Below are 22865 nucleotides of genomic sequence, written 5' to 3' on the forward strand. Positions count from 1 at the left end.
TGAGGGCGTTCGGGCCGGGGGCCTGGACTAGGCCCGGGCGGGAACCTTGCCGGCGTCCCCGCCGTTTGCGTCGGCCGAGGTGAGCGGCATGTCCATGTGCTCCAGGTCGATCAGCGGGTTCTCGTCCTGCGTCTCCACCAGTTCGCGGGCCTCGGCCTGGGTGTCGACGCTCGGCATGGAGCCCGGCAGCGGCATCTGAGCCGATTCCTTCAGGAAGTAGATCGCCACTGCGCCGATCGCCGAGGTGGCCATCAGGTAGTAGGCCGGCATCATGTCGTTGCCGGTCGCGTTGATCAGCGCGGCGACGATGAACGGGGTGGTGCCGCCGAAGATCGCCACCGAGAAGTTGTACGCAATGCCCATGGCGCCGTAGCGGCTGGCCGTCGGGAACTGGGCCGGCAGCGCGGAAGCCAGGTTGGCCACGTAGAACGTCACCGGGAAGGCGATCAGGGCGAGGCCGGCCAACGTGGACCAGATCTCACCGACGCCGATCAGGAGGAACGCGGGGGTGGCCAGGACGACGGTGCTCAGGGCGCCGATCCAGAGCACGGGGCGGCGGCCGATCCGGTCGGAGAGCTTGCCGGTGAGCGGGATGCAGAGGCTCATGATGACCAGCACGGGGATGGTCAGCAGGGTGCCGTGCAGCTCGTCATAGCCCTTGGACTCGGTGAGGTAGGTCGGCATGTACGAGGTCAGGGCGTAGCCGGCGGTGTTGGCCGCGGCTACCAGGATCATCGCGACGATGATGGAGCGCCAGTAGGCCTTCACAATGCCCACCGGGCCCTTGGACGCGGCCGTGTCGGCGGCGGTGGCGTCCTTGGCGAGGTTTTCCTGGGCGTCCAGGGTGGCCTGGAACTGGGGGGATTCCTCGATCTTGCTCCGGAAGTAGACGGCGATCAGGCCCAGCGGACCGGCCAGCAGGAACGGGATACGCCAGCCCCACTGCTCCATGGTGTCCTGGCCGAGGGTCAGCTGCAGCACGGACACAAGGGCGGCGCCGGCGGCGAAGCCGAGGTAGCTGCCCATGTCCAGGAAGCTGGCGAAGAATCCGCGCCGTTTGTCCGGAGCGTACTCGCTCACGAAGGTCGTGGCGCCGGCGTACTCGCCGCCGGTGGAGAAGCCCTGGATGACCTTGAACAGGACCAACAGGACCGCGGCCCAGATGCCGATCTGGGCGTAGCCGGGCAGGAGGCCGACGGCGAAGGTGCTGGCCGCCATGATCATCAGGGTCGCGGCGAGGACCTTTTGCCGGCCGATCTTGTCGCCAAGCCAGCCGAACACAACGCCGCCGAGAGGGCGCGCGATGAAGGTGGCGGCGAAGGTGCCCAGCAGGAATAGGGTCTGGACAGACTTGTCCGCCTCGGGCAGGAAGACCGGCCCCATGGTGGTGATCAGGTAGCCGAACACGCCGACGTCGTACCATTCCATGGTGTTACCCACGATGGTGCCGCCGAGCGCTTTTTTCAGCATCGGCTGGTCGACGACGTTGACGTCGGACTCGCGGAGCCGACGTCGGCGCAGCTTCGGTTTCTTGGCGCCCCTGGGTGCGCCTTGGTTGGTTCCGCTGGCGTTCAAAACACCAGCTGAAGAGTCGGTCGTGCTTCGGTCTTTGGGCATTTGGGCAACTCCTGTGGAGGTCATTTGCTTGCGACTTGTAGCTGCCCCGCTCCGGGCAGGCTTTCAATTTTACGCGATTTCCATGGCCTTTCCGACTTTGGTGCCGTATGATCAGCCGATTCCGGCGCCAAAGGGGCGCTATCGGCGGTGACTTCGTGCCGGATTTATCCGCGCCGCTCTTGGGAAGAAGCCGCATCCGGGAACTTTCCGCCAAGTTTTTTCGCGTCGGCCCGGATCTGGGCCCTTTTCGGGACTATTGAGCAGCCTTTCGGGCCCTTGCGGCCGGCCGCGCCAGGCGTATCTCGGGCAGTTCGTACCAGTCGGCCGGCAGCAGTTTCCGTTCCCCGTCGGCCTGGAACCCGTGCTTGGCGTAAAAGGCCCGGGCCCGTGGGTTGTCTTCGAACACCCACAGGTACGCGGGGGAGTCGCCGATGGCGGCTTCCAGCAGGGCGGCGCCGAGCCCGCTGCCGTAGGCGCGGGTCAGCGTGTAGAGGGAATACAGCTCCAGTTTTCGGGGCCGGTCCGCGTCCCGCCCCGGTCCGGCGTCGGCGAATCCAACGATTTCGCCGGCTGCGTCCAGCGCGATGATCCGGGGTTCGGCACTGTCCAGGTGGGGCCGGCGCCGTTCCACCCGCTCAGGGATGGTGGCGCGGCGGGCTTCAAAGAACGCCGCGGGCAGCTGGGCCGCGTAGCACTGCTCGTGAGCGAGGGTGTGCATCCGGACCAGGGCGTCGGCATCGTCGGCAGTGGCTTGGCGAAGCGTGTACTCCATGCCCCAGCCTAACTTTTCGTGCCTCTGTCCAACGGGTGCGGACGCCGCCTATGGTTGACCCAACGCCGGCGTCGTTGCCGGCGTTGGCAACAGCCGAGCCGAGGAGAGCCACCCATGACAGAGAACACCGGCAAGCAGGAACAGCCCGGAACGCCCGGCGCGGACGAGCCCCCGGCCGCACCGAAAGCGGAGCAGGGCATGAAATCCCGCCTCACCGAGGCCCAGAGGGAAATGCTGGCCAGCAAGTCCCGCGGCGGGGCCGGGTTGCCCAGCGTCGGCCGCAGCCATAAGCCCACCCACGCCAGCGGCAAGCAGGGTCCCGCGCAGAAGAAAGTCCGCTGGTAGGACCTAGAGACATCTCAACGGCGCCGACCTACGATTGGGGGACGCTTCATTTCATCGCAGAAAGGAAGAGCCATGGCGGATCATCACTCGAAAGAAGAGATCGAGCCGGAGGTTGCAGGCCACCTGGCGGAGTCCATGGACGAGGTGCCCGGGCCCGAGAGCAAGCGCCCGGAACCGCCGTCGCCCGCGGACGGCCATGAGTGGCCTGACGGCAGCGGGAAGCACCGTCATCCCAAGGACCGCGACGTTGTCCGCGGGCAGCAGGGACAGCAGGTGGCAGACGCGGCCATCCACCGGCAGAGCCGCCCGCAGATCCCGCATCACGACTAAACACCCTGGGGGTCCGCCACGGCGGGCCCTCAGCCATGTTCGACGACGACGTCGGCCGGGGCCTTGTCCAGGCGCCAGCCGCGCCAGACCGGGTGGCGGAGTTTCCCGCCGGCTGTCCATTCGCCGAACGCCACCTCGCCCACCAGCTTCGCGGACACCCACCGGGCGTCCGAGGCGTCTTCGGCGGGGACCTCCGCGAAGGGCGAGGTCTTGCGCGGCAAAGCATCCAGCTGCTGGCGCAGTTCCCTGAGTTCGCGGCCGCTGAAACCACTGCCCACCCGGCCCACGTAGCGCAGCTTCGTCCCCTCCGGGATGCCCAGCAGCAGCGAACCGACCGTGTCGCGGCGCCCACCGTTGCCCGGCCGCCAGCCGCCCACCACCACTTCCTGGGTCTTCCCGAGCTTGAGCTTGAGCCAGGACCGGCTGCGCTGGCCGACGTAGCGCCCGCCGGTGCGCTTGGCCATCACGCCCTCGAGCCCCAGCTCCTCGGCGCTTTCCAGGATGTGCCCGACGTCGGCGTCGATCACCTCGGACAGTTCCACCGGGCAGGCGCCGCCCCGGGAACCGGCCCCGACGCCGGCCCCGAAGAAGGACTCCAGCCGGTCCCGCCGCTCCCGGAGGGGGCGGCGCCGCAAGTCCTCCCCGCCCTCGGTAAGCAGATCGAAAAGCATTAGGCGCACCGGGGTGGAAGCCTGCGCCTTCGCGACGTCGGCAGCCTTGCTCAGCTTCATCCGCCCCTGCAGCAGCCCGAAATCGGGGCGGCCGGACGGACCGACGGCGATGATCTCGCCGTCTGCGGCGAAGTCCTGCGGCGGCCAGCAGGAACGCTCCGTGAGCTCCGGGTAGCTGGCGGACATGTCCTTGCCGTTGCGGCTGATCAGCCGGATGCGGTCCGCGTCGCCCAGGACCAGGGCCCGGACGCCGTCCCACTTGAGTTCAAACTGCCAGTCCTTGTCCGCCAGGTCCGCAGGGGTACCGGCGCTCGCCAGCATCGGCGCGAGCTCCGCCGGGTCCGGTGCGGAGCCGGCCGGGCCGGCGGCGGCAGGGCCGCGGGCGGAGCCGGCCGGGGGGTCTGCCGCCGCCGGCCGGCGGCCCGCCGGGGCTGCTTGGTGCCCGTGCCCGGCGTCGGGGGTGTCCATGAGGTGGATGAGCCACTGGTCGTTGGCCTGGCCGGTGTGGATCAGCGCGAACCTCCGGGTGCCGCCCAGCCCGCCGCCCTCCGCTCCGGTGAGGGTGGCGATGACCTCCTTGCCAGCGATCCACTTTTCGCACTCGTAGTGGCCGTGGTCCCAGATGCTGACGGTGCCCGCCCCGTACTGGCCCTTGGGGATGGTGCCCTCAAAGTCCGCGTAGTCCATCGGGTGGTCCTCGGTCTGGACGGCGAGGTGGTTTTTGGCCTTGGTGGTGGGGACGCCTTTGGGCAGCGCCCAGGACACCAGCACGCCGTCGCGCTCGAGGCGGAAATCGAAGTGCAGCCGGCTGGCGTGGTGCTCCTGGATGACGAAGCTTTCCCGGAGCGTGCCGCCGTCGGTCCTGCTGCGGTGCTGTTCGGCGGTGAACGGCTCCGGCGTGGCCGTCGCGTCCCGCTTGGCCCGGTAGGTTTCCAGCCGGGGGTCGGTGTTGCCGCCGTCGCCGGTGCTTACTTTGGGGTGGCCGTCGGATTCGGGCGTGGCGCCGGCGTTGGCCGCCGGGGCGCCGGGGTGCGCGGCGTGAATGCCGCCGTGAGCGCCGCCGGAGATGGCTGCGAACGGGTCCTTGCCCGCCTGCACCCGCTTGATAACCTCCCGGTAGTCGAGCTGGTGCAGGGACGGCGAGCCGAGTTCCCGCCAGGTCCGCGGCGCCGCCACGGTGGGCCGGAGCCTGCCGCGCAGCGAGTAGGGCACGATCGTGGTCTTCGCGACGCTGTTCTGGCTCCAGTCCACCAGCACCTTGCCGGTGCGCAGGGTCTTCTTCATGTCGCTGACCGCCAGGTCCGGGTGGTCCGCCTCCAGCGCCCGGGCCAGTTCGTGGGCAAACTCCGAGACCTGGTCCGAGCTCTGGGTCCCGTCCAGCGCGGCGTAAAGGTGGATGCCCTTGCTGCCGCTGGTCACGGGAACGGGCTCCAGGCCCACGTCCTGCAGGATGCTGCGGGCCAGTTTGGCGACTTCTACGCACTCGGCCAGGCCTGCGCCGTCGCCGGGGTCCAGGTCCAGCACCAGCCGGTCCGGCGGCATGGCGTTGCCGTGCGAATCCACCCGCCACTGCGGCACGTGGATCTCCAGCGCCGCGATCTGGGCCAGCCAGGTGAGCGTGGCCGGATCGTTGACCAGCGGGTACTGGATGGTGCGCTCCTTGTGCGTGATGGACGCGCGCGGCACCCAGCCCGGCGTGGAGTGGTCCAGGTTTTTCTGGAAGAACATCTCGCCCGGCGCCCCGGCGGTGCCCACGCCGTGGACCCAGCGCTTCCGGGTGGCCGGACGGTTCGCCGCGGCCGGGATCAGGACGGGGGCCACCGCGGCGTAGTAGGCGAGCACATCGGCCTTGGTCGTCCCGGTCTCCGGGTACATCACTTTCTCGAGGTTGGTCAGCACCAGTTCCCGGCCGTCAACGCGGACGCGTTCCTTGCTGTCAGCCAAAACACTTCACCTCCGTCCGGCTCTGGTGTTCACTTGTGCCATGAGAGCCATCTGGAAAGGCGCGATAGCGTTCGGGCTGGTCAACGTGCCGGTGAAGGTCTACAGCGCCACCGAGGACCACGACATCAGCCTGCATCAGGTCCATAACGCCGACGGCGGCCGGATCCGCTACCAGCGCCGGTGTGAAGTCTGCAGCAAGATCATCGACTACGAGGACATCGACAAGGCCTATGAGGACGAGGGCCGCACGGTGATCCTCAGCCGCGAGGAACTCAAGTCGATCCCGGCGGAGAACAGCCACGAGATCGAAGTGGTGCAGTTCGTGCCCGCGGAGCAGCTCGACCCGATGATGTTCGAGAAAAGCTACTACCTCGAGCCGGATGCCAAGTCGCCCAAGGCCTACGTGCTGCTGCGCCGGGCGCTGGAAGACACCGACCGGGTGGCCGTCGTGCAGTTCGCGCTGCGGGAAAAGACCCGGCTGGGGGCGCTGCGGATCCGCGGCGATGTGCTGGTGCTGCAGGGGCTGCTGTGGGCTGACGAGGTGCGCGAGGCGAGCTTCCCCGCGCTTGAAACCAGCGTGCGGATCTCGGCGCAGGAGCGGGAAATGTCCGCAGCCCTGGTGGACTCGATGGCGGCGGACTTCGAGCCGGAGCAGTTCACGGACGAGTACCAGGTCCAACTGCGGCAGCTGATCGATGCCAAGATCGAACAGGGCGAGTCGCTGGACACCGAGGAGACTTTCGGCGCCCCGGCGGCGGAGGCCGGGACCGGCGAGGTGATCGACCTGATGGACGCGCTGAAGCGCAGCATCGAGCGCAAGCGCGGAGCCGCTGCCGGTTCCCGCGCCGCTGCGGACGACGCTGCGGACGACGCTGCGGACGACGACGGTGGTGCAGGGGAGGACGACGGCGCGGCGGGCGGCAGCAAGTCCAAAGCTGCCCCGGCCCGGACACCCCGGTCCAAGGCGGCCCCGAAGGCAACCGCCAAAACCACCGCGAAGGCGGCCTCCGGCGGTACCGGCGGAACCGGCAGGGCGTCCAAGACGACCTCCGCGAAGACCACCGCGGCCAAGGCGACGGCGTCGAAGAGTGCCGCATCGAAAACCGCAGCTTCCAAGACCGCTGCCGCCAAGACAACTGCGGCGAAGGGGGCGGCGAAGACAACTGCGGCGAGGGGCGCGGCGCGCAAGGGCGCCTGAGCCGGGGGTAGCCGCCTGCGGCGCTGCCGTCATCGGCTCAGGAATTCCGCAGCGCGGAGATCAATTCGCTCTTCTTTTTCGCCGAGTAGCCCTTGAGCCCGATTTCCTTGGCTTTTTCTTTCAGCTGCGGGACCGTCCAGTCCTCATAGTCGCCGGACTTGCCGCCCTTGTGGCCCACCGAGGACCGGCCCCGCTTGGCCGCCGCGTTGGAGATCCGGGCAGCCTTCTGCTTCGAGGCGCCGTCGTCCAACAGGGCCTCGTAGAGTTCCGGGTCCTTGATGCTGGGGCTTTCGGAACCCTTCGGCTCACCCTTCTTCGTGGGCATGGCTACCGCGGCCCCCCGTCGGCGTGATCAGCCGGCTCGACGTCGTCGACCTCGCCGCGGTCAACGGAAGAGCGCCACCCGCCGGTTTCGATGCCGCGGGACTCGATGAATTCCTTGAAACGGCCGAGGTCCGCGCCGACCTGGCGGCTGTCCGCACCGATCGCTGAACCGGCCTTCTCCACCATGCCTTCGGGCTCCCACTCCAGTTCCACGCTGACGCGGGTGCGGTCGGCGCCGAGGGAGTCGAACGTGACGGTGCCGGCGTTGCGGGGTTTGTCCGTGCTGACCCAGGCGATCCTGCGGTCCGGTGTCTGCTCGGTGATCTGGGCCAGGTACTCGCGCCGCACGCCGGCGATGTCGGTGCGGAACTGGAGGGAGGTCTCGTCGATTTGCTCGACGGCCTCGACGCCCCTCATGAACACCGGGAAGGTCTCGAACTGCGTCCACTGGTTGTACGCGGTCGACACGGGGACGTCGACGTCGATGCTCTCCTGCACGCTTGCCACGGTTCGTCTCCTTAAGCCTGGAACTGGTTCTGGCGGCTGCCCGGCCGGCGGCCGCGTTTCCCAAACTATCGACGCCGTGAGGGGAACACAAGCATTTACTAAGGCCCCTTATGGATTGTGCGGGAGAGTCGCAGGGAGCGGAAACGACGGCGGCCCGGCACCACCCCGTCAGTACCCCGGCGTCGGTGCAGCCAGGGGACATGCCCTCCGGTCAGGTCCCCCGTTGGGCATAGTGCCCCTGTGCCCACGCGCCGCGGCCAAGACTGGACATGTCCCGTGGAGCGCGGCGTTGGGGACGGGACATGTCCCGTCGGGCGCGGCGTTGGGGACTGGACATGCTCCCGGTGTATGCGTGATGGCTGGGAACGCGCTCCCCTCGAGGCCGTCTGCAAGAAACCACGGGACATGCCCTCCGGTCAGGGCCGCCGCTGGACATAGTGCCTCCATGCCCACGCGCCGCGGCCAAGACTGGACATGTCCAGTCGGGCGCGGCGGTGGGGACTGGACATGTCCCGCGCGGCAGGGAGCGGAAACGACGGCGGCCCGGCACCACCCCGCGAAGGGTGCTGCCGGGCCGCCGCGGCGGGCCGCTATTCGGCGTCGTGGTCCGTTTCGAGGATCTGGACGAGACGGTCCAGGGCGGCGTCGGCGCCGTCGCCCTCGGCACGCAACACCACAACCTCGCCGTGCGATGCGCCCAGGCTCATCAGCGACAGGATGCTGGCGGCGTCCATGGCCTCGTCTTCCGGTTCGCCGAGCCGGGCGATGGTGATTTCGAGATCGAACTCGCCTGCAGCCTCGGCAAAGATGGCGGCCGGACGGGCGTGGAGCCCTACGCGGCTGGCAATGGTGGCGTTACGTTCGGTCATTTCTGCTCCTTGATTTCAGCTTTGGATGATCAGCTTGGGAAGGTCTGTTCGGACCGGCTCAGACGGTTACGGGAACCGGTTCAACCGTATCAACGGTCTTCTTGACTGCCCAGCGCTTGAGCGCGATCACGGACAGCGCGGTGACCACCGTGCCGACCAGGATCGAGACGACGAACATCAGGAAGTTGTCGATCGCGAAGAAGACGAAGATGCCGCCGTGCGGAGCCTTGGAACCGACGCCGGCCGCCATCGAAATGGCGCCGGTCACCGCGCCGCCCACCATGCTGGCGGGGATGACGCGCAGCGGGTCGGCCGCGGCGAAGGGGATGGCGCCTTCGGAGATGAAGGAGGCGCCCAGCAACCAGGCGGCCTTGCCGTTCTCCTGCTCGGCGAGGCTGAACAGCTTCTTGTTCAGCACGGTGGAGGCAAGGGCCATGGCCAGCGGCGGCACCATGCCGGAGGCCATCACGGCCGCCATGATCTGCCACGGGGCCTGGTTGTCCAGGGATGCGGCGCCGAGCCCGGCGACGGCGAAGGAGTAGGCAACCTTGTTGACCGGGCCGCCGAGGTCGAAGCACATCATCAGGCCCAGGATCACGCCGAGGGCGATTGCACCCGCGCCGGTCAGGCCGGAGAGCCAGGCGTTCAGGCCCTTGGTGATGGCGACGATCGGGCCGCCGAGGATCAGGAACATCAGGCCCGAGGCGACGATTGAGGCCAGCAGCGGGATGATGACCACCGGCATCAGGCCGCGCAGCCAGCGGGGCACCTGCAGGCGGCCGATCACGAGGGCGATGTAGCCGGCGAGCAGGCCGCCGACGATGCCGCCGAGGAAGCCGGCGCCCATGAATCCGGCCACGGCACCGGAGACGAAGCCGGGGGCGATACCGGGACGGTCGGCGATCGCGTAGGCGATGTACCCGGCCAGGGCCGGAACCAGGAAGCCCAGCGAGAGCGCGCCGATCTTGAACAGCACCGCCCCGAGGTAGGCGCCCAGCGGGCCCCAGGCGTTGTCCGGGAACTCCGTGGGCAGGTTGAAGAGGCTGTTCTGCACCACGATGTCATCGGCGAAATTCGTGATCAGGTAGCCGCCCATCAGGAAGCCGAGGGCGATAAGCAGGCCGCCGCCGGCCACGAACGGGATCATGTAGCTGACGCCGGTGAGCAGGGCCTTCTTGAGCTTCTGGCCGATGTGCTCGCCCTTTTCCTCGGCCTCGTTCTGGGCCTGTTCCTCGGCGCCGAAGTGCGGCACGCGCCGGGCGTTGGGGTTGTCCGCCGCGGCGAGGGCCTCCTGGACCATCTTGTCCGGCTCGTCGATGCCGCGCTTGACCGGGGCGTTGATCACGGGCTTGCCGGCGAAGCGCTCCTTGCCGCGCACGTCGACGTCGACGGCGAAGATCACGGCGTCGGCCGCGGCGATCACGGCCGGATCCAGTGCCTTGGCGCCGGAGGAGCCCTGGGTCTCGACCTGCAGGTCCACCCCGACTTCCTTGGCGGCCGCCACGAGGGAGTCGGCGGCCATGTAGGTGTGGGCGATGCCGGTGGGGCACGCCGTGACCGCGACGAGGCGTTTGGTGCGGGGAGCCCCGGCGGCTGCTTCAGCCGCGGCGGGTGAACCGCTGGCACCGGCCGGTGCCGCGCTTGCTCCGGCCGCCGCGACTGCGGCGGCGGGGACGGTGGCGGCGTGGCTGGCGGGCTTGTCCGCCAGTGCACCCTCGACCAGCTCCACGACCTCGGCCTGCGTGGCGGCGGCCCGCAGCGATGCGGTGAAGTCCTTTTTGATCAGGGACCGGGCCAGCTTGGAGAGCAGTTTGAGGTGCTCCTGGTCCGCGCCTTCCGGGGCGGCGATGAAGAAGATCAGGTCTGCCGGGCCGTCCTTGGCGCCGAAATCGACCGGCTGGGACAGCCGCGCCATGGCCAGCGTCGCTTCCGTGACCGCCGTCGAACGGCAGTGCGGGATCGCGATGCCGCCCGGCACGCCGGTGGCGGTCTTGGATTCACGGGCGAAGGCGTCGGTGAAGAGCCCTTCGACTTCGGTGGCGCGGCCGTTGGCTGCAACTCTGCCTGCCAGGTGCCGGATCACGTCCTCGGGCGTATTGCCCAGGTTCTGGTCGAGCTCGACCAGTTCGGTAGTAATGAGCTGGGTCACTGTCAATCCTTTTTCAGGGCCGTGATGGTTACGGCGGCGGGGGTTGTTTGGTGCACTGCCGGGACGGTGGAGCCGGGCAGGGAAGCAGCGGCGGCACCATGGGCCACCGCCTGACGCAGGCAATCGGCCGGGGCGGCGCCCTGGCTGGAGGCGAGCAGGTAGCCGGCCAGCGAGGAATCGCCGGCGCCGACCGTACTGACCGCCTTGACCGGCGGGTGCGTGGCCAGCCACGCGCCGTCGGCCGTCACAAGCACCGCACCCTTGGAACCGAGGGTGGCGAGCACGGCACCCACCCCGGAACGCACGACGGCGGCGGCGGCTGCCGCGGCAGCCTCCGGATCGGCTTCGAGTTCCTCGGCGGACTTATTCGTGGCGAACCCGGCTGCGGCAGCCAGTTCCGCCAGTTCCTCGGCGTTGGGTTTGAGCAGGTCCGGTTTCCCCAGGGCGTCCCCGGAGATCGCGGCGGCGAGCGGTTCGCCGGAGGAGTCGACGGCGATGAGGGGTGCCTCGGCGCCGTCGTGCAGGGAACGCAGCCGCCGGGTCACGGTGGCGTAGAAGTCGGCCGGGACTCCGGGCGGAAGGGATCCGGCCAGGACAACCCAGCTGGCACCGCGGGAGGAGTCCAGCAGCAGACCGATCAGGGCCTCCTGCTGTTCGCCGCTTAGTTCCGGGCCGGGCTCGTTGATCTTGGTGGTGACACCGCCGGGCTCGGTGAGCGCCACGTTGCTGCGCAGCGGCTCGCCGATGGGCAGGGCAGCGAACGGCACGTCGCTGTCCCGCAGTCCGGCGAGCACTGGGTCCGCCGCCGCGCCCGGCAGCACGGCAAGGGTTTTTAGACCGGAAGCCACGAGGGCGCGGGAGACATTGACTCCCTTGCCGCCGGACTCCTGCCGGACGGAAATGGCGCGCTGGACTTCGCCGCGGAGCAGGGGGCCGGGCAGCGCCACGGTGCGGTCCAGGCTGGGATTGGCCGTGAGGGTGACGATCATGCGACCACCACCTCCACTCCGGCGTCCGCGAGGGCCGCGGCGAGGTCCGGGCTGGGTGTCGTGTCTGTGATCACGGTGTCCAGATCTTTCAGGGAGGCGAACTGGACCAGCGTTTCCGCGTCCAGCTTGGAGGAATCAGCCAGCACCACAATGCGGCGCGCTGAATGGACGAAGGCGGCCTTGACGGCTGCTTCTTCAGGATCGGGAGTGCTCAGTCCGAAGGCCGCGGAAATGCCGTTGGTGCCGATGAAGGCGATGTCGGGCCGGATCCGCCCGGCGGCTTCGACGGTGGACTGGCCGACGGCGGCCTGGGTCAGGCCGCGGACCTTGCCGCCGAGCAGGTGCAGGGCGATGCCAGGCCCACCGGACAGCTTCGCCGCGATAGGCAGGGCGTGGGTGATGACCACGAGTTCGGCGTCGCCTGCGGCCCCGGCCCCGGCCCCGGCAGCGGCCGTCGCTCCGGCGGTTCCGGCGGCGGCCGTGCGGGCCGCGAGCAGCTCAGCGAGGGCCTCGGTGGTGGAGCCGGCGTCGATCAGGATGCTGCCGGACCGGCCCTGCGGGATGAGTGCCAGGGCCGCCTCGGCGATCCGGGTCTTCTCGGGCTGCCGCTGCACGGTGCGCTCGAGGATGCTTTCTTCCGTGGTGCTGATGCGCTCCGGGGAGACAGCGCCGCCGTGGACCCGGCGGACGGTGCCGGCGATCTCGAGGGCGGCCAGGTCGCGGCGGACGGTTTCGGTGGTGATGCTGAAGCGCTCGGCGAGGTCGGTCACGCTGGCCCGGCCGCTGGCGGCGACGAGCTCCACGATCAGTTGTTGGCGTTCCTCGGCGAACACTTGCCCTCCATTGCGACGTTTACTTCGGGTGTTGCTGCTTCACGTTCCGGGGTTCCGGCTGCTTCGGTGACCCCCATCACATGAAGTGGAATTGATTGACTTTATCTTTGTTCGTGTGGCTTTGTCAACGAAAAACCACATGAACGCAGAAATGGGTGTCGACGGCCCGGGGGACATGCCCGGTCCGTGCGCTTTGAAGGGGACATGCTCATTCCTCGCGGCCCGCCGTGGGGGACATGCTCATTCCTCGCGGCCCGCCGTTAGGCACATGCTCATTCCTGGCGCCGAAGCGTGGGCATTTCGGGACTATGTCCGTTCGCCGCATCCAAGGCTGGGCATGTCCGGAGGCGGGGCCGGGGCAATGAGCGGGCTGTCGGGTTCGAGGGTGAGTATGCCCATTCGGCGCGTCCAGGGCTGGGCATGTCCGGACGCGGGGCCGGGGTATTGAGCGGGGCTGTGAAGGGCGGGTGTGATGAGTTCGGCGGCTGCAGCTTAAACGCAGGACGCCGGGCCCGACCTGAGAGGTCCGGCCCGGCGTCCGGGTCAGTTTCGTAGCGCGTTGCTGCGTCCGGGATCAGATCCCGGCGTCGCGGCTTTCATTGCGGGTGATGGTCTCGCCGGTGTTGGGGTCGACGACGGAGCGGGTTTCACTAACGCGGCGGGTGCGGCCGCGGCCGGGGGAGGCCAGGATCAGGGACGCGACCAGCCCGATGACGCCGACGACCATCAGGATGTAGCCGATCATCGTCTGGTCCACGTTGGGGATCAGTCCGGGCGCGATGGCCCAGGCCAGGATGGCGCCGATGGCGATGAGGAAGATGGAGGAACCGATTCTCATGACTTGCTCCTTGGTGTCCGGTGGGACCGATAGGTATTGCTAAGCATGCTGTCAAGCGTCACGCTACAGCCAGGTACGTGTCCTTTCAACGATTCCGCGGCCGCCCCGCCGGGGAATCCGCAGGTGAGGGCTGAATCGGGCCGTGCCGGGTCCATTTCCGCGGCGTTTCCGGACGACGGCGTCGATTCCGGGCAGATGCGGCGCGGATCCGGGGTGCATCTGTCCGAATCCGCAGCGGAAACCCGGGGCCGGAGCGGACACCGGTGCCGGACCTGGCGCGCCGGCGGCCGGGCCGGCTGGCTAGGCTGTCCCCATGGATACTGTGGTCTGGTCAAAGCCGGAGGCCGAGCGTGCCAGCACGCCGCTGCTGGTGATGCTGCACGGCTACGGCACGGACGAGACCCGCATGGCGGACCTGTTTCCCAGCCTGCCGTCCGCGTTCACCTGCGCCGCCCTCCGCGGGCCGAAGGTAATCGGCGACCACTACGGCTGGTTCCTGCTGGACTACTTCCTCACCCACGACTTCGCGGACGTCATCGCCGCGACGAATTCGGTCTTCAGCTGGATCGACGCCGTCAAGGGCCGGCACAGCAGCGTCAGCCTGCTCGGCTACTCCCAGGGCATGGCCATGGCCAGCACCCTGCTGCGGCTGCGGCCGGAGGGCTTCCGTGCCGTCGTCGGACTGTCCGGCTTTGTGCTGGACAACGAGCTTCTCGCCATGAGCGAGTCCTTCGACGCGCGGCCGCCGTTCTTCTGGGGCCGGGACAAAGCGGATCCGGTGATCAACGACGCCGCGACGGCGCACACCGAGGAATGGCTGCACCTGAACACCCAGCTCACGGCGCGCAGCTACCCCGGAATGGGCCACTCGGTCTCCCCAGCCGAACTCGTGGACGTCGGCGCGTTCCTGCGTCACTACGTGCTGCGCTGAGGCTCCTCCCGCGCCGCCCGACGCCGGCGCCGAACACGGCCCGACGCCGGCGCCGAACACGGCCCGACGCCGGCGCGAACACGGCCGGACGCCGGCGCCGAACGCCGCCCGACGCCGCCTCCCACCCCGCCGGACAAGTCCATTCGATGGACTGCGACTGCCACTTGCGCGCCGAATTTATAAGCGCTTACACTCATCTTTGGCCAATTTGATCGGCCCACTACTCAGGGGGAAGAAAGGTCCAGGCCCGTGTCGCATGGCTAAGGCTCCACGCGTGACCATCCAGGACGTCGCAGCCCTTTCCGGGCTCTCCATCTGCACCGTCTCCCGGGCCCTCCGCGACCTCCCCAATGTGTCCGAAAAGGCCCAGGCCAAAGTCACGGACGCGGCCGCCAAGCTGGGCTACAAGGCGTCCTCCGCGGCCGCCCGGCTGGCCGGCGGCAGCACGGGGTCCGTGGCCATCATCACCCCCACCGCCACGGCCTGGTTCTTCGCCCGGGCCGTCGAGGCCGCCGAGGAGGTCTTCGCCGACAGCGGCTTCGATACCGTGCTGATCAGCCTCCGGAACCGGCCCAGCGTGCAGCGCAAGCTCTTCGGCGACCTGGCCGGCCTTGCCCAGCGGGTGGATGGGGTCCTGCTGCTCAACGTCGCCCTCGACGGCGACGAGATAGCCGCCCTCGAAGCCTCCGGCCTTGCCGTCGCGAGTGTGGGCATGCGCGGCGTGCCGTGGGACAACGTCGGGATCGACAACGAAGAGGCCGCGCGGCAAGCCACCGGCCACCTGCTCGGCCTGGGCCACTGGGACCTGGCGATGCTGGCCGGCCGCGAGCCGGGGGACCGCTCGGTGGACACCGCCGACGCGCGGCGGCGCGGCTTCGAGCTGGCCCTGGCCGAGCACGAGCTGACCGTCGACCCCGACCTGGTGCTCGACGCCGGCTCCAGCATCGAGGGCGGACGCCGAGCCATGACGGAACTGATCGAAAACCGCCGGATGCCCTCCGCCGTGTTCGCCGGCTGCGACGAGACTGCCTTCGGGGCGCTGATGGCACTGCGGGACCTCGGTTTGTCAGCGCCGAAAAACGTCTCCATCATTGGAATAGACGATCATCAGATGAGCTGGTTCCTCGGGCTGACCACTATTGCCCAGCCGGTCGCCGACCAAGGCGCGTTCGCCGCCAACCTGCTGATCGAAAGGCTGCACCGCTCGGGGCTTCCGAATCCCCCTGCCACGCACCTGCTGGAGACCAAGCTGGTCGAGCGCAGGACCACCCGCCGACGGCGCTGATGCCGGCCCCCGCCCCCAAAAAAGCGCCCGGCCCCGGAGCGCCGTCCCGCGGGGCCACCAACCTTCCCAAGGCTCTCCCTGCCCCCGTCTGAAAGGACCCCAAACCATGACCGAGAATTCCCAAGCCACGCCCGGCCCCGCCGGAGTGCTCGCCGGCGCCTCCGCCATCCTCTTCGACCTCGACGGCGTCCTGACCCCCACCGCGGTGGTGCACGAGCGCGCCTGGCAGGAACTCTTCGACGGTTTCCTCAAGAACGTCCCGGAGGCACAGGGCTACCGCGAGAGCGACTACTTTGACCACATCGACGGCAAACCCCGCTTCGACGGCGTCCGCGACTTCCTCGCCTCGCGGAACATCGTGCTGCCCGAGGGGCCGGCCGACGACGACCCGGCGCACGACACGGTGCACGGCCTCGGGAACCGCAAGAACAAGGTCTTCAACGACATCGTCGCCGCCGGCGGCGTGACGCCTTTCGAGGGCTCCGTCCGCTTCATCGAGGCAGCGCTCCAGCGCGGACTCAAGCTCGCCGTCGTCTCCTCCTCCCGCAACGCCGTCCCGGTGCTCAAGGCCGCCGGGCTGTCGGACTACTTCCCGGTGGTGGTGGACGGCGTCGTCGCGGTGTCCGAGGGGCTGCCGGGCAAACCCAGCCCGGCCACCTACCAGTACGCCGCACGGCTGCTGGGCCTGCCCAGTGAAGAGTGCGTCGTCGTCGAGGACGCGGTCTCCGGTGTCCAGGCCGGAAGCGCGGGGAGCTTCCATTCGGTCATCGGCGTGGACCGCGGAGCGGGCCGGCAGACCCTGCTCGACGCCGGCGCCACGATCGTGGTCAACGACCTGGCCGAGCTGCTCTAACCGGCCGCCGCCACACCCCACCCGCACAACCGTCACCGCCAAAGGACCCCAACCATGGCTCTCATCACCTCGGACCGCGCCAGGTTCCCCAACGACCCCTGGCAGCTTGTGGAAACCGTCCACTTGCCAGGCAATGCCGGGACACTGGAGACCCTCTTCAGCCTCGGCAACGGCCACCTCGGCATCCGGGGAGCGCACTGGGCCGCCGCCGACGCCGAGCTTCCGGGCAGCTTCATCAACGGCTTCCACGAAATCTGGGACATCAAGCACGCGGAAAACGCCTACGGCTTCGCCCGCACGGGCCAGCGCATCCTGTACGTCCCGGATGCCAACAACTTCGTTGTGGTGATCGACGGCGAGATGCTCAGCCTCGAGGAATCGACGGTGCTGGACTACCGGCGCAGCGTGGACTTTGCGACCGGCGTCTATGAATGCCGGATCGTCTGGCAGTGCCGCTCCGGCGCGACCGTGACCACGACGGAACGCCGCGCGGTGGGGTACCAGGCGCGCGGTGCCCTCGGCATTTCCCTGGAGGTCGCGGCCGACCGGGACATCTCCGCGGACGTGACCTCCGCCGTCGTAAACCGGCAGGACCAGCCGGTGGAAGACCACTCGGCCCACGACCCGCGCCGCGCCGGCCGGCACGCCGGGCGGGTGCTGCTCCCGGTGCGGCTCGACGGCGGCGACGGCTCGCTCCGGCTGTCCTGGGAGGCCGCCGAGTCCAAGCAGCGGCTCGGCATGGCCGTGGACCACTGGACCTCGGCCGGAGTGCAGCCGTTCGACACGCAGGTGGACCAGGACGACAGCAGCGTCCGCTACGTCCTCGCCGTCAGCGCGGACGCGCCGTTCGTGCTGGAGAAAAGCGTCAGCTACGCGGTGGGGCGGGCCTCGGACGAGGACCTCGCGGACACCGCCGAGCGGTCGCTCCTGCCGCTGGCCGAGATCTTCGCCGAGAGCGAGGCGCACTACCGCGACTACTGGACCTCCAGCGACATCGTGGTGGGCGGCCAGGCCGAGCTGCAGCAGGCCATCCGCTGGAACCTCTTCCAGCTGGCGCAGGCCACGGCCTGCGCGGACGTGGCCGGCATCCCGGCCAAGGGCGTGTCCGGCTCCGGCTACGACGGGCACTACTTCTGGGACCAGGAGGTGTACCTGCTGCCCTACCTGACCTATACCAGCCCGGGCAACGCCCGGCAGGTCCTCGAATTCCGCCACGAGCTGCTGCCTGAGGCCCGGGTCCGCGCCAAGGAGCTCAGCGTTGACGGAGCCCTGTTCCCCTGGCGCACGATCAACGGCCTGGAGGCCAGCGCCTACTACGCCGCCGGCACGGCCCAGTTCCACATCGCCGCCGCGATCGCCTTCGCCACGAACCGCTACATCTGGGCCAGCGGGGACACCGGGTTCAAGGAGACCCTCGGCTCCGAGCTGCTGATCGAGACCGCACGGATGTGGGCCTCGCTGGGCTTCTTCGGCAAAGACGGGCTCTTCCACATCCACGGCGTCACCGGCCCGGACGAGTACACCGCCGTCGTCAACGACAACCTCTACACCAACGTCATGGCCCGCTTTAACCTGCGCGCCGCCGCGGCGCTGGACCACCCGGCGATCGACGACGCCGAGCGGGAAGTCTGGGAGCAGGCCGCCAACCGGATGCAGCTGCCCTTCGACGAGGACCTCCAGGTCCACTCGCAGGACAACGACTTCATGACCCTCGAGCCGTGGGACTGGAGCACGCCGCGGTCCAAGTACCCGCTGCTGCTGAACTTCCACCCGCTGGTGATCTACCGGCACCAGGTCCTCAAGCAGGCCGACACGGTCCTGGCGATGTTCCTGCAGTGGCAGGACTTCACCGCCGAGGAAAAGCGCCGTGCCTTCGACTTTTATGACCCCATCACCACCGGCGACTCCACCCTGTCCGCCTGCGTGCAGGGCATCATGGCCGCCGAGGTGGGATACGGCAGGGCCGCGCTGGACCACTTCATCCACGCGCTCTACATCGACCTCGACGACACGCACGGCAACACGATCGACGGCGTGCACATCGCCTCGACCGGCGGGGTCTGGAGCTCGCTGGTCAGCGGCTTTGCCGGGATGCGGGACCAGGGCGACGTACCCTACTTCGACCCGCGGCTCCCCGCCGAATGGGATTCCCTGTCCTTCCACCTGAAACTCCGGGGCGGGCTGCTGCGCGTCGAGCTGGACCATGCGGCGCTGCGGCTGAGCGTTCCGGACGGCGCGCCGCTGGACGTCGACGTGCGGGGCGAACGGTTCACGGTCGGCAGCGAGCCGGTGGACGTGCCGCTGCATGCCGTCATGAGCCCGCAGCCCACGGTATTCCCGGACGGACCGCCGACGGCGTCCATCCCGGTGGTGCGCGCCGTCAATTAGGGCGCCGGGGCCGCCGGCGGGCGCCGCGGGCGCCCGTCCCGGGGCCGCCATCACGGTGGAGTGTCGGCGCGGCCGTAGGAACGCTTCGCTCCGTCCGCCAGGGCGGCTAGAGTCGGATCCAACGAGGGAGAGGAATGCCAGTGCCTGTTGCTTTGTATGCCGAATTTACGGTCAAGACCGGGGCCGAGGCCCGGGTCGCGGAGATGATGGCCGAGCTGACCGCCAAGGTCCGTGGGGAGAGCGGAAACCTTGTTTTCGATCCGCACACCAGACGTGAAAATCCGAGCGCCTACTTCGTGTACGAGATCTACCGCGACGAGGAGGCGTTCCAGGCGCACATCGCCGCGGAACACAGCAAGGTCTTCAACGCCGAGCTGGGCGGACTGATCGAGGAAGACGGCTCCCAGCTCAGCTGGCTGACCCCCGCGGCGCCGCTCGAACCGTAGGCGCTCGCGCCTCGGCGCCTCCGGGTTTAGGCGCCTCCGGCGCGGTGGCGGCCGGAGGCCGCAATAACCGCATGCAGGTCCGGGACGCCACGGCCTGACAGGGTTGGCCAGATGGTCAGCCCGTCCGCGGCGGCCAGCGGCACAAGGTGCGGAACGCCGAGCGTGGGCAGTCCGGCTGCCCGGGCCGCGCGGGTTCCCGGCAGTGAGTCCTCGATGGCGATGACCCTCCGGCTGGACAGCCGGGGCCGCGTCCGTTCGAGGTGGCGGAACGCGGTCTGGTAGGCCTCGGGATGCGGCTTTCCCTGCGAAACCATGTCCCCGGTCACGGCCAACTCGAAGCTGTCTGCCGGAAAGTGCTTCAGGATGTCGTCGACAATATGGCGGTGGGACATGGTTACGAGCACGCACGGCACGCCTTCTGCCCGAAGTCCGGCCAGCAGTTCCGCGGCGCCGGGACGCCAATGGACCGTTTCGCTGATGCAGTGCCGAACGCCTGCGGTGACGCGCAGGGCGATCTCCTGCGCGGAGAGCCGCACGCCTGCACGTTGCAGGACCTTGATTGACTCCGACTGGGAACGGCCCATGATCGACAAGGCCTGGGCTTCAGTCCAGGTTCCGCCAAAACTCTCGACCAGCTCGGTCTGCACCGCGGTCCAGTGGCGTTCCGTGTCCACCAGTGTGCCGTCGAGGTCCCAGAAGACTGCTTCGAGCCCGATCTCCTCGCCGCGCATGGTTGCCGCCACGCTGCTCCTTGCCTCTGTGCCCGGTCCGGATCGCCCGCCTTGGTCCCTTCCGGCGGTGAACTATGCTGGGCGAATGGCCCTAACGGATGATGCGATCGCCAGAATCAAGGACATGATTCTCACTGGCGAGTTGTCGCCCGGAGACAAACTGCCTCCGGAAAATGAGCTGAGTGAGAAGCTCGGGCTCTCCCGCAGTTCACTCCGGGAAGCCGTGAAGGCTCTCGAGACCATCAGGGTACTGGACGTCCGGCGTGGTGACGGCACCTACGTCACGAGCCTGGAGCCGGCCCTGTTGAAGGAATCCGTGGCGTTCATGGTCGACCTCAGCCGGGATTCGTCGGTCCTCGAACTGCTCGAGGTTCGGCGGATCCTGGAAGCCTCGGCGGCCTCGCTGGCGGCGCAGGCAATCTCGCCCGAGCAGCTCGCGCTGCTCCACAAGGAGATCGACGACGTCGACGTCGACTCGGCGGAAAACCTGGTTGAGCACGACCTGACCTTCCACGCCCTGATCGCGGAAGCTTCGGGAAATTCCTATCTGGCCAGCCTGCTTTCCGGCCTCAACAGCAGGACCGTTCGTGCCCGGGTGTGGCGCGCGCTGACCGAGGAAGACGCCGTCGCACGGACGCTCGCTGAGCACCGCGCGATCGCCGATGCCCTGGCTAACCACGACGCCGATCTGGCCCGGGCGCTCACGATCGTCCACGTCAGCGGCGTCGAACACTGGCTCAAGCGCTCGCTGCCGGCCAAGTAGCACCGCCTCCTAGCCGACCACGCTCATCCGGGCGGATTCCGCTTCGAAGACCTCCACGGCGGCGGCCGTGAGCGGGTCCGAAAAGAACTTTCGCCACGTGGCCGGGGCCAAGGTGAAATGCGAGATTCCGAGCCGGGCCAGCGCGGAGATCTGGGCCGTTTCCCGCAGGCTTGCCACGAGGAGCTTCATCGGCGAACCTCCGGCCGTGATGCACTGCTGGATGGCTGCGATCTCCCCCGTCCCGTCACGGCCGGCGTCGTTCATCCTGCCCAGATACGGGGCCAGGAACTCAGCGCCGGCAGCCATCGCGGGCAGCGCCTGCTCACGCGCGTAGACGGCCGTGACCAGCACCCGCACGCCCCCGGCTGCCAGCGCCCGGGCGGCCACCACGCCATCGGCCGTGGCGGGAACCTTCACCACAACGTTGCCGCCCAGAGAGTGGATCCAGGCACCCCGGTCCTCGACTTCGGCCGCGGTGGCGCCCCAGGCCTGGACGAATACCGTGCCGGCCCCGGCGGCCCCTGCCCAGTCGACCAGCTCAGGAATCTGCCGGTTCAGCACTCCGGCGCCGGCGAGGATGCTTGGGTTCGTCGTCAGGCCCGCGAACAGGCCGCTGCGCAGCAGCGGCTCGGCCTCGGCCCGCGACGCCGTGTCCAGATAGAAATACACCGACCCTCCTAGTCCTGTGCCGAGCCGTATGCGACGCCTGCATGCAGGATCACGTTCGCGTAAGGGGTGAACTCTCCGGAGCGCACGGCCGCCCGTGCGCTCGAAGTTTGTGCCTTGAACTCGGCATGGGGAACGAACTCCGGGACAACACCCGCCGCCTCGAGCCGTTCCAGGATCCGTGCCAGCATTGCCGGGCTCGCCTCGCGGAGCTCCTCGGCCAGGGTCGCGCCCTCGATCACCACCTCCGCGAGTACGGCATCCAGGACCTTGAGGAACGGCGGCTCGGAGGGGAAATAGGCCAGGTCCACGCGTTCGACCCCGGCGGGGATGGGCAGCCCCGCGTCGGTGACCACCAAGGTGTCTGTGTGGCCGGTCTCGGAAACAATGCGTGACAGCTGCCCGTTGAGGATTCCGTGGTTCTTTCTCATGTGCTGCTCCTAATGGCTCGGGACGTTGTCGGAAAGGAAGAGTTCGACGTCTGCCGCGCAGGGCAGGCTGGGGGACGCGCCCTTCTTGGTCACTGCCAGTGCGCCCGCGGCCATCGCGCGACGGATTGCGTCGTCAATGGACAGGCCGGCGGCGAGTGACGCGCCAAGGTATCCGGAAAAGGCATCCCCGGCGGCCGTGGTGTCCACCGCGGTGACCGGGAAGGACTCGAAAACGGCCTGCCGGTCTGCGGCGACGAGGACGGCCCCGGCTGAGGCGAGGGTGATGATGGCGGCCCCGGTTCCCTGCGCGAGGAACCATTCCCCGGCGCGAATGGCGCTGGCGTGGCCGGTCACCGGAATTCCGGTGATAAGGCTTGCTTCCGTCTCGTTGGGTGTTACGTAGTCCACGCTCGCCCACGTCTCGCGGTCCAGTGCCGCGGCGGGTGCCGGGTCCAGGATGACCGTCAGACCTGCGGCCCGGGCGGCCCGGATTGCATGGGCGGCTGCTTCCCGGGGTATTTCCAGCTGGGTCAGGAGCACCGATGCTCTGGGGGCCAGCCGGGTGATCGCGGCGCTGATCTGTTCCGTCCCCAGATGATCGTTGGCCAGCGGCACCATCACAATGTCGTTTTCGCCGGAATCGTCCACCCTGATGTGGGCGATCCCTGTGGGGGCCTCGACCACGCGGAGCTCGCTGGTGTCGACGCCGTGTTCCTGCAGGCCTCCCGTGACCAGCGGCCGGAAGATGTCGTTGCCTACGCACCCCACCATGAAGGACGGTGCCCCGGCGAGTCCGCTCGCCACGGCCTGGTTGGCGCCTTTGCCTCCCAGCAGCAAGGTAAATTCCTCGCCGAGGATGGTTTCGCCTCGTTTCGGCAGTCTTTGGGAGAAAGTTGTGACGTCCGCGGTGATGCTGCCAACGATGATGACGCCTTCTCGGCCTTGTCGGCTCTCGTTTGTCATATGTTAGTCCTTATAGGTCGGA

Annotated in this window: 23 protein-coding genes; 9 read left to right on the top strand and 14 right to left on the bottom strand. The window is 68.7% G+C overall.

Annotation, left to right across the window (positions count from 1 at the left end):
- Positions 1 to 27 precede the first annotated feature (27 nt).
- Together AC1MBE_RS10620 and AC1MBE_RS10625 are read right to left on the bottom strand one after the other, a co-directional pair.
- Positions 28 to 1617: an MFS transporter gene (locus AC1MBE_RS10620; RefSeq protein ID WP_479778027.1), complete on the bottom strand. Its 1590-nt coding sequence runs from the start codon at positions 1615 to 1617 to the stop codon at positions 28 to 30.
- 253 nt (positions 1618 to 1870) lie between these two features.
- Positions 1871 to 2389 carry an N-acetyltransferase family protein gene (locus AC1MBE_RS10625; RefSeq protein WP_479778029.1) on the bottom strand — a complete coding sequence of 173 codons (519 nt, stop codon included), beginning with the start codon at positions 2387 to 2389 and terminating at the stop codon, positions 1871 to 1873.
- A gap of 114 nt (positions 2390 to 2503) precedes the next feature.
- On the opposite strand from AC1MBE_RS10625, the gene AC1MBE_RS10630 reads away from it, so the two are divergent.
- Positions 2504 to 2734, top strand: coding sequence for a hypothetical protein (locus AC1MBE_RS10630; RefSeq protein WP_479778031.1), 231 nt, complete (start codon positions 2504 to 2506; stop codon positions 2732 to 2734).
- A 72-nt stretch (positions 2735 to 2806) separates the two neighbouring features.
- Positions 2807 to 3064 carry a hypothetical protein gene (locus AC1MBE_RS10635; RefSeq protein WP_479778033.1) on the top strand — a complete coding sequence of 86 codons (258 nt, stop codon included), beginning with the start codon at positions 2807 to 2809 and terminating at the stop codon, positions 3062 to 3064.
- Positions 3065 to 3093: 29 nt separating this feature from the next.
- On the opposite strand, the gene AC1MBE_RS10640 is transcribed toward AC1MBE_RS10635, so the two are convergent.
- A complete protein-coding gene (locus tag AC1MBE_RS10640; RefSeq protein ID WP_479778035.1) occupies positions 3094 to 5679 on the bottom strand; it encodes an ATP-dependent DNA ligase in 2586 nt (861 codons plus the stop codon).
- Positions 5680 to 5719: 40 nt separating this feature from the next.
- On the opposite strand from AC1MBE_RS10640, the gene ku reads away from it, so the two are divergent.
- A complete protein-coding gene (ku, locus tag AC1MBE_RS10645; protein WP_479778037.1) occupies positions 5720 to 6877 on the top strand; it encodes a non-homologous end joining protein Ku in 1158 nt (385 codons plus the stop codon).
- A 37-nt stretch (positions 6878 to 6914) separates the two neighbouring features.
- Here ku and AC1MBE_RS10650 read toward each other — a convergent pair whose 3' ends face one another.
- The 7 genes from AC1MBE_RS10650 to AC1MBE_RS10680 all read right to left on the bottom strand — a co-directional run bounded on the left by AC1MBE_RS10650 (position 6915) and on the right by AC1MBE_RS10680 (position 13386).
- Positions 6915 to 7202, bottom strand: coding sequence for a DUF7218 family protein (locus AC1MBE_RS10650; RefSeq protein ID WP_479778039.1), 288 nt, complete (start codon positions 7200 to 7202; stop codon positions 6915 to 6917).
- A gap of 2 nt (positions 7203 to 7204) precedes the next feature.
- Entirely contained in the window at positions 7205 to 7708 is a 504-nt protein-coding gene (locus tag AC1MBE_RS10655; protein ID WP_479778041.1) for an SRPBCC family protein, read from the bottom strand.
- Between the two features lie 590 nt (positions 7709 to 8298).
- Positions 8299 to 8577: an HPr family phosphocarrier protein gene (locus tag AC1MBE_RS10660; protein WP_138767728.1), complete on the bottom strand. Its 279-nt coding sequence runs from the start codon at positions 8575 to 8577 to the stop codon at positions 8299 to 8301.
- Positions 8578 to 8635: 58 nt separating this feature from the next.
- On the bottom strand, positions 8636 to 10726 hold the full coding sequence (locus AC1MBE_RS10665) for a PTS fructose transporter subunit IIABC (protein ID WP_479778043.1): 2091 nt from the start codon (positions 10724 to 10726) through the stop codon (positions 8636 to 8638).
- Positions 10727 to 10728: 2 nt separating this feature from the next.
- Complete coding sequence (locus AC1MBE_RS10670) at positions 10729 to 11715, bottom strand: 1-phosphofructokinase family hexose kinase (RefSeq protein ID WP_479778045.1); 987 nt, start codon at positions 11713 to 11715, stop codon at positions 10729 to 10731.
- On the bottom strand, positions 11712 to 12548 hold the full coding sequence (locus tag AC1MBE_RS10675) for a DeoR/GlpR family DNA-binding transcription regulator (protein WP_479778047.1): 837 nt from the start codon (positions 12546 to 12548) through the stop codon (positions 11712 to 11714). The genes AC1MBE_RS10670 and AC1MBE_RS10675 overlap by 4 nt, the downstream gene beginning before the upstream one ends.
- A 574-nt stretch (positions 12549 to 13122) precedes the next feature.
- On the bottom strand, positions 13123 to 13386 hold the full coding sequence (locus tag AC1MBE_RS10680; protein WP_479778049.1) for a DUF6458 family protein: 264 nt from the start codon (positions 13384 to 13386) through the stop codon (positions 13123 to 13125).
- A gap of 313 nt (positions 13387 to 13699) precedes the next feature.
- On the opposite strand from AC1MBE_RS10680, the gene AC1MBE_RS10685 reads away from it, so the two are divergent.
- From AC1MBE_RS10685 to AC1MBE_RS10705, 5 genes are all read left to right on the top strand, one after another.
- Positions 13700 to 14317 carry an alpha/beta hydrolase gene (locus tag AC1MBE_RS10685; RefSeq protein WP_479778051.1) on the top strand — a complete coding sequence of 206 codons (618 nt, stop codon included), beginning with the start codon at positions 13700 to 13702 and terminating at the stop codon, positions 14315 to 14317.
- Between the two features lie 274 nt (positions 14318 to 14591).
- Positions 14592 to 15602, top strand: a complete 1011-nt coding sequence (locus tag AC1MBE_RS10690; protein ID WP_479778053.1) for a LacI family DNA-binding transcriptional regulator — start codon at positions 14592 to 14594, stop codon at positions 15600 to 15602.
- 106 nt (positions 15603 to 15708) lie between these two features.
- Positions 15709 to 16455, top strand: a complete 747-nt coding sequence (locus AC1MBE_RS10695) for an HAD family hydrolase (RefSeq protein WP_479778055.1) — start codon at positions 15709 to 15711, stop codon at positions 16453 to 16455.
- Positions 16456 to 16509: 54 nt separating this feature from the next.
- Positions 16510 to 18843, top strand: coding sequence for a glycoside hydrolase family 65 protein (locus AC1MBE_RS10700; RefSeq protein WP_479778057.1), 2334 nt, complete (start codon positions 16510 to 16512; stop codon positions 18841 to 18843).
- A gap of 140 nt (positions 18844 to 18983) precedes the next feature.
- Positions 18984 to 19289, top strand: coding sequence for a putative quinol monooxygenase (locus AC1MBE_RS10705; protein WP_479778059.1), 306 nt, complete (start codon positions 18984 to 18986; stop codon positions 19287 to 19289).
- Positions 19290 to 19315: 26 nt separating this feature from the next.
- Here AC1MBE_RS10705 and AC1MBE_RS10710 read toward each other — a convergent pair whose 3' ends face one another.
- Positions 19316 to 20032: an HAD family hydrolase gene (locus AC1MBE_RS10710; RefSeq protein ID WP_479778061.1), complete on the bottom strand. Its 717-nt coding sequence runs from the start codon at positions 20030 to 20032 to the stop codon at positions 19316 to 19318.
- Between the two features lie 73 nt (positions 20033 to 20105).
- Here AC1MBE_RS10710 and AC1MBE_RS10715 point away from each other — a divergent pair, with 73 nt between their 5' ends.
- Positions 20106 to 20783: a FadR/GntR family transcriptional regulator gene (locus AC1MBE_RS10715; protein ID WP_479778063.1), complete on the top strand. Its 678-nt coding sequence runs from the start codon at positions 20106 to 20108 to the stop codon at positions 20781 to 20783.
- 9 nt (positions 20784 to 20792) lie between these two features.
- Here the strand turns inward: AC1MBE_RS10715 and AC1MBE_RS10720 are convergent, their stop codons facing one another.
- The 3 genes from AC1MBE_RS10720 to AC1MBE_RS10730 are packed head-to-tail and all read right to left on the bottom strand — an operon-like array spanning position 20793 to position 22843.
- On the bottom strand, positions 20793 to 21452 hold the full coding sequence (locus tag AC1MBE_RS10720; RefSeq protein ID WP_479778065.1) for a transaldolase family protein: 660 nt from the start codon (positions 21450 to 21452) through the stop codon (positions 20793 to 20795).
- An 8-nt stretch (positions 21453 to 21460) separates the two neighbouring features.
- Positions 21461 to 21880 carry a D-ribose pyranase gene (rbsD, locus tag AC1MBE_RS10725; protein WP_479778067.1) on the bottom strand — a complete coding sequence of 140 codons (420 nt, stop codon included), beginning with the start codon at positions 21878 to 21880 and terminating at the stop codon, positions 21461 to 21463.
- A gap of 9 nt (positions 21881 to 21889) precedes the next feature.
- On the bottom strand, positions 21890 to 22843 hold the full coding sequence (locus AC1MBE_RS10730) for a ribokinase (RefSeq protein ID WP_479778069.1): 954 nt from the start codon (positions 22841 to 22843) through the stop codon (positions 21890 to 21892).
- Between the last annotated feature and the right edge of the window lie 22 nt (positions 22844 to 22865).

It is taken from the genome of Arthrobacter sp. BG5, assembly GCF_056680155.1.

What these genes read in the sequence shown, in the direction of transcription:
- AC1MBE_RS10680 (WP_479778049.1), bottom strand. Translation starts at nt 13,386, where the DNA reads ATGAGAATCGGTTCCTCCATCTTCCTCATCGCCATCGGCGCCATCCTG.
- rbsD (WP_479778067.1), bottom strand. Translation starts at nt 21,880, where the DNA reads ATGAGAAAGAACCACGGAATCCTCAACGGGCAGCTGTCACGCATTGTT.
- AC1MBE_RS10685 (WP_479778051.1), top strand. Translation starts at nt 13,700, where the DNA reads ATGGATACTGTGGTCTGGTCAAAGCCGGAGGCCGAGCGTGCCAGCACG.
- AC1MBE_RS10730 (WP_479778069.1), bottom strand. Translation starts at nt 22,843, where the DNA reads ATGACAAACGAGAGCCGACAAGGCCGAGAAGGCGTCATCATCGTTGGC.
- AC1MBE_RS10620 (WP_479778027.1), bottom strand. Translation starts at nt 1,617, where the DNA reads ATGCCCAAAGACCGAAGCACGACCGACTCTTCAGCTGGTGTTTTGAAC.
- AC1MBE_RS10630 (WP_479778031.1), top strand. Translation starts at nt 2,504, where the DNA reads ATGACAGAGAACACCGGCAAGCAGGAACAGCCCGGAACGCCCGGCGCG.
- AC1MBE_RS10700 (WP_479778057.1), top strand. Translation starts at nt 16,510, where the DNA reads ATGGCTCTCATCACCTCGGACCGCGCCAGGTTCCCCAACGACCCCTGG.
- AC1MBE_RS10650 (WP_479778039.1), bottom strand. Translation starts at nt 7,202, where the DNA reads ATGCCCACGAAGAAGGGTGAGCCGAAGGGTTCCGAAAGCCCCAGCATC.
- AC1MBE_RS10695 (WP_479778055.1), top strand. Translation starts at nt 15,709, where the DNA reads ATGACCGAGAATTCCCAAGCCACGCCCGGCCCCGCCGGAGTGCTCGCC.
- AC1MBE_RS10625 (WP_479778029.1), bottom strand. Translation starts at nt 2,389, where the DNA reads ATGGAGTACACGCTTCGCCAAGCCACTGCCGACGATGCCGACGCCCTG.
- AC1MBE_RS10715 (WP_479778063.1), top strand. Translation starts at nt 20,106, where the DNA reads ATGGCCCTAACGGATGATGCGATCGCCAGAATCAAGGACATGATTCTC.
- AC1MBE_RS10660 (WP_138767728.1), bottom strand. Translation starts at nt 8,577, where the DNA reads ATGACCGAACGTAACGCCACCATTGCCAGCCGCGTAGGGCTCCACGCC.
- AC1MBE_RS10670 (WP_479778045.1), bottom strand. Translation starts at nt 11,715, where the DNA reads ATGATCGTCACCCTCACGGCCAATCCCAGCCTGGACCGCACCGTGGCG.
- ku (WP_479778037.1), top strand. Translation starts at nt 5,720, where the DNA reads ATGAGAGCCATCTGGAAAGGCGCGATAGCGTTCGGGCTGGTCAACGTG.
- AC1MBE_RS10635 (WP_479778033.1), top strand. Translation starts at nt 2,807, where the DNA reads ATGGCGGATCATCACTCGAAAGAAGAGATCGAGCCGGAGGTTGCAGGC.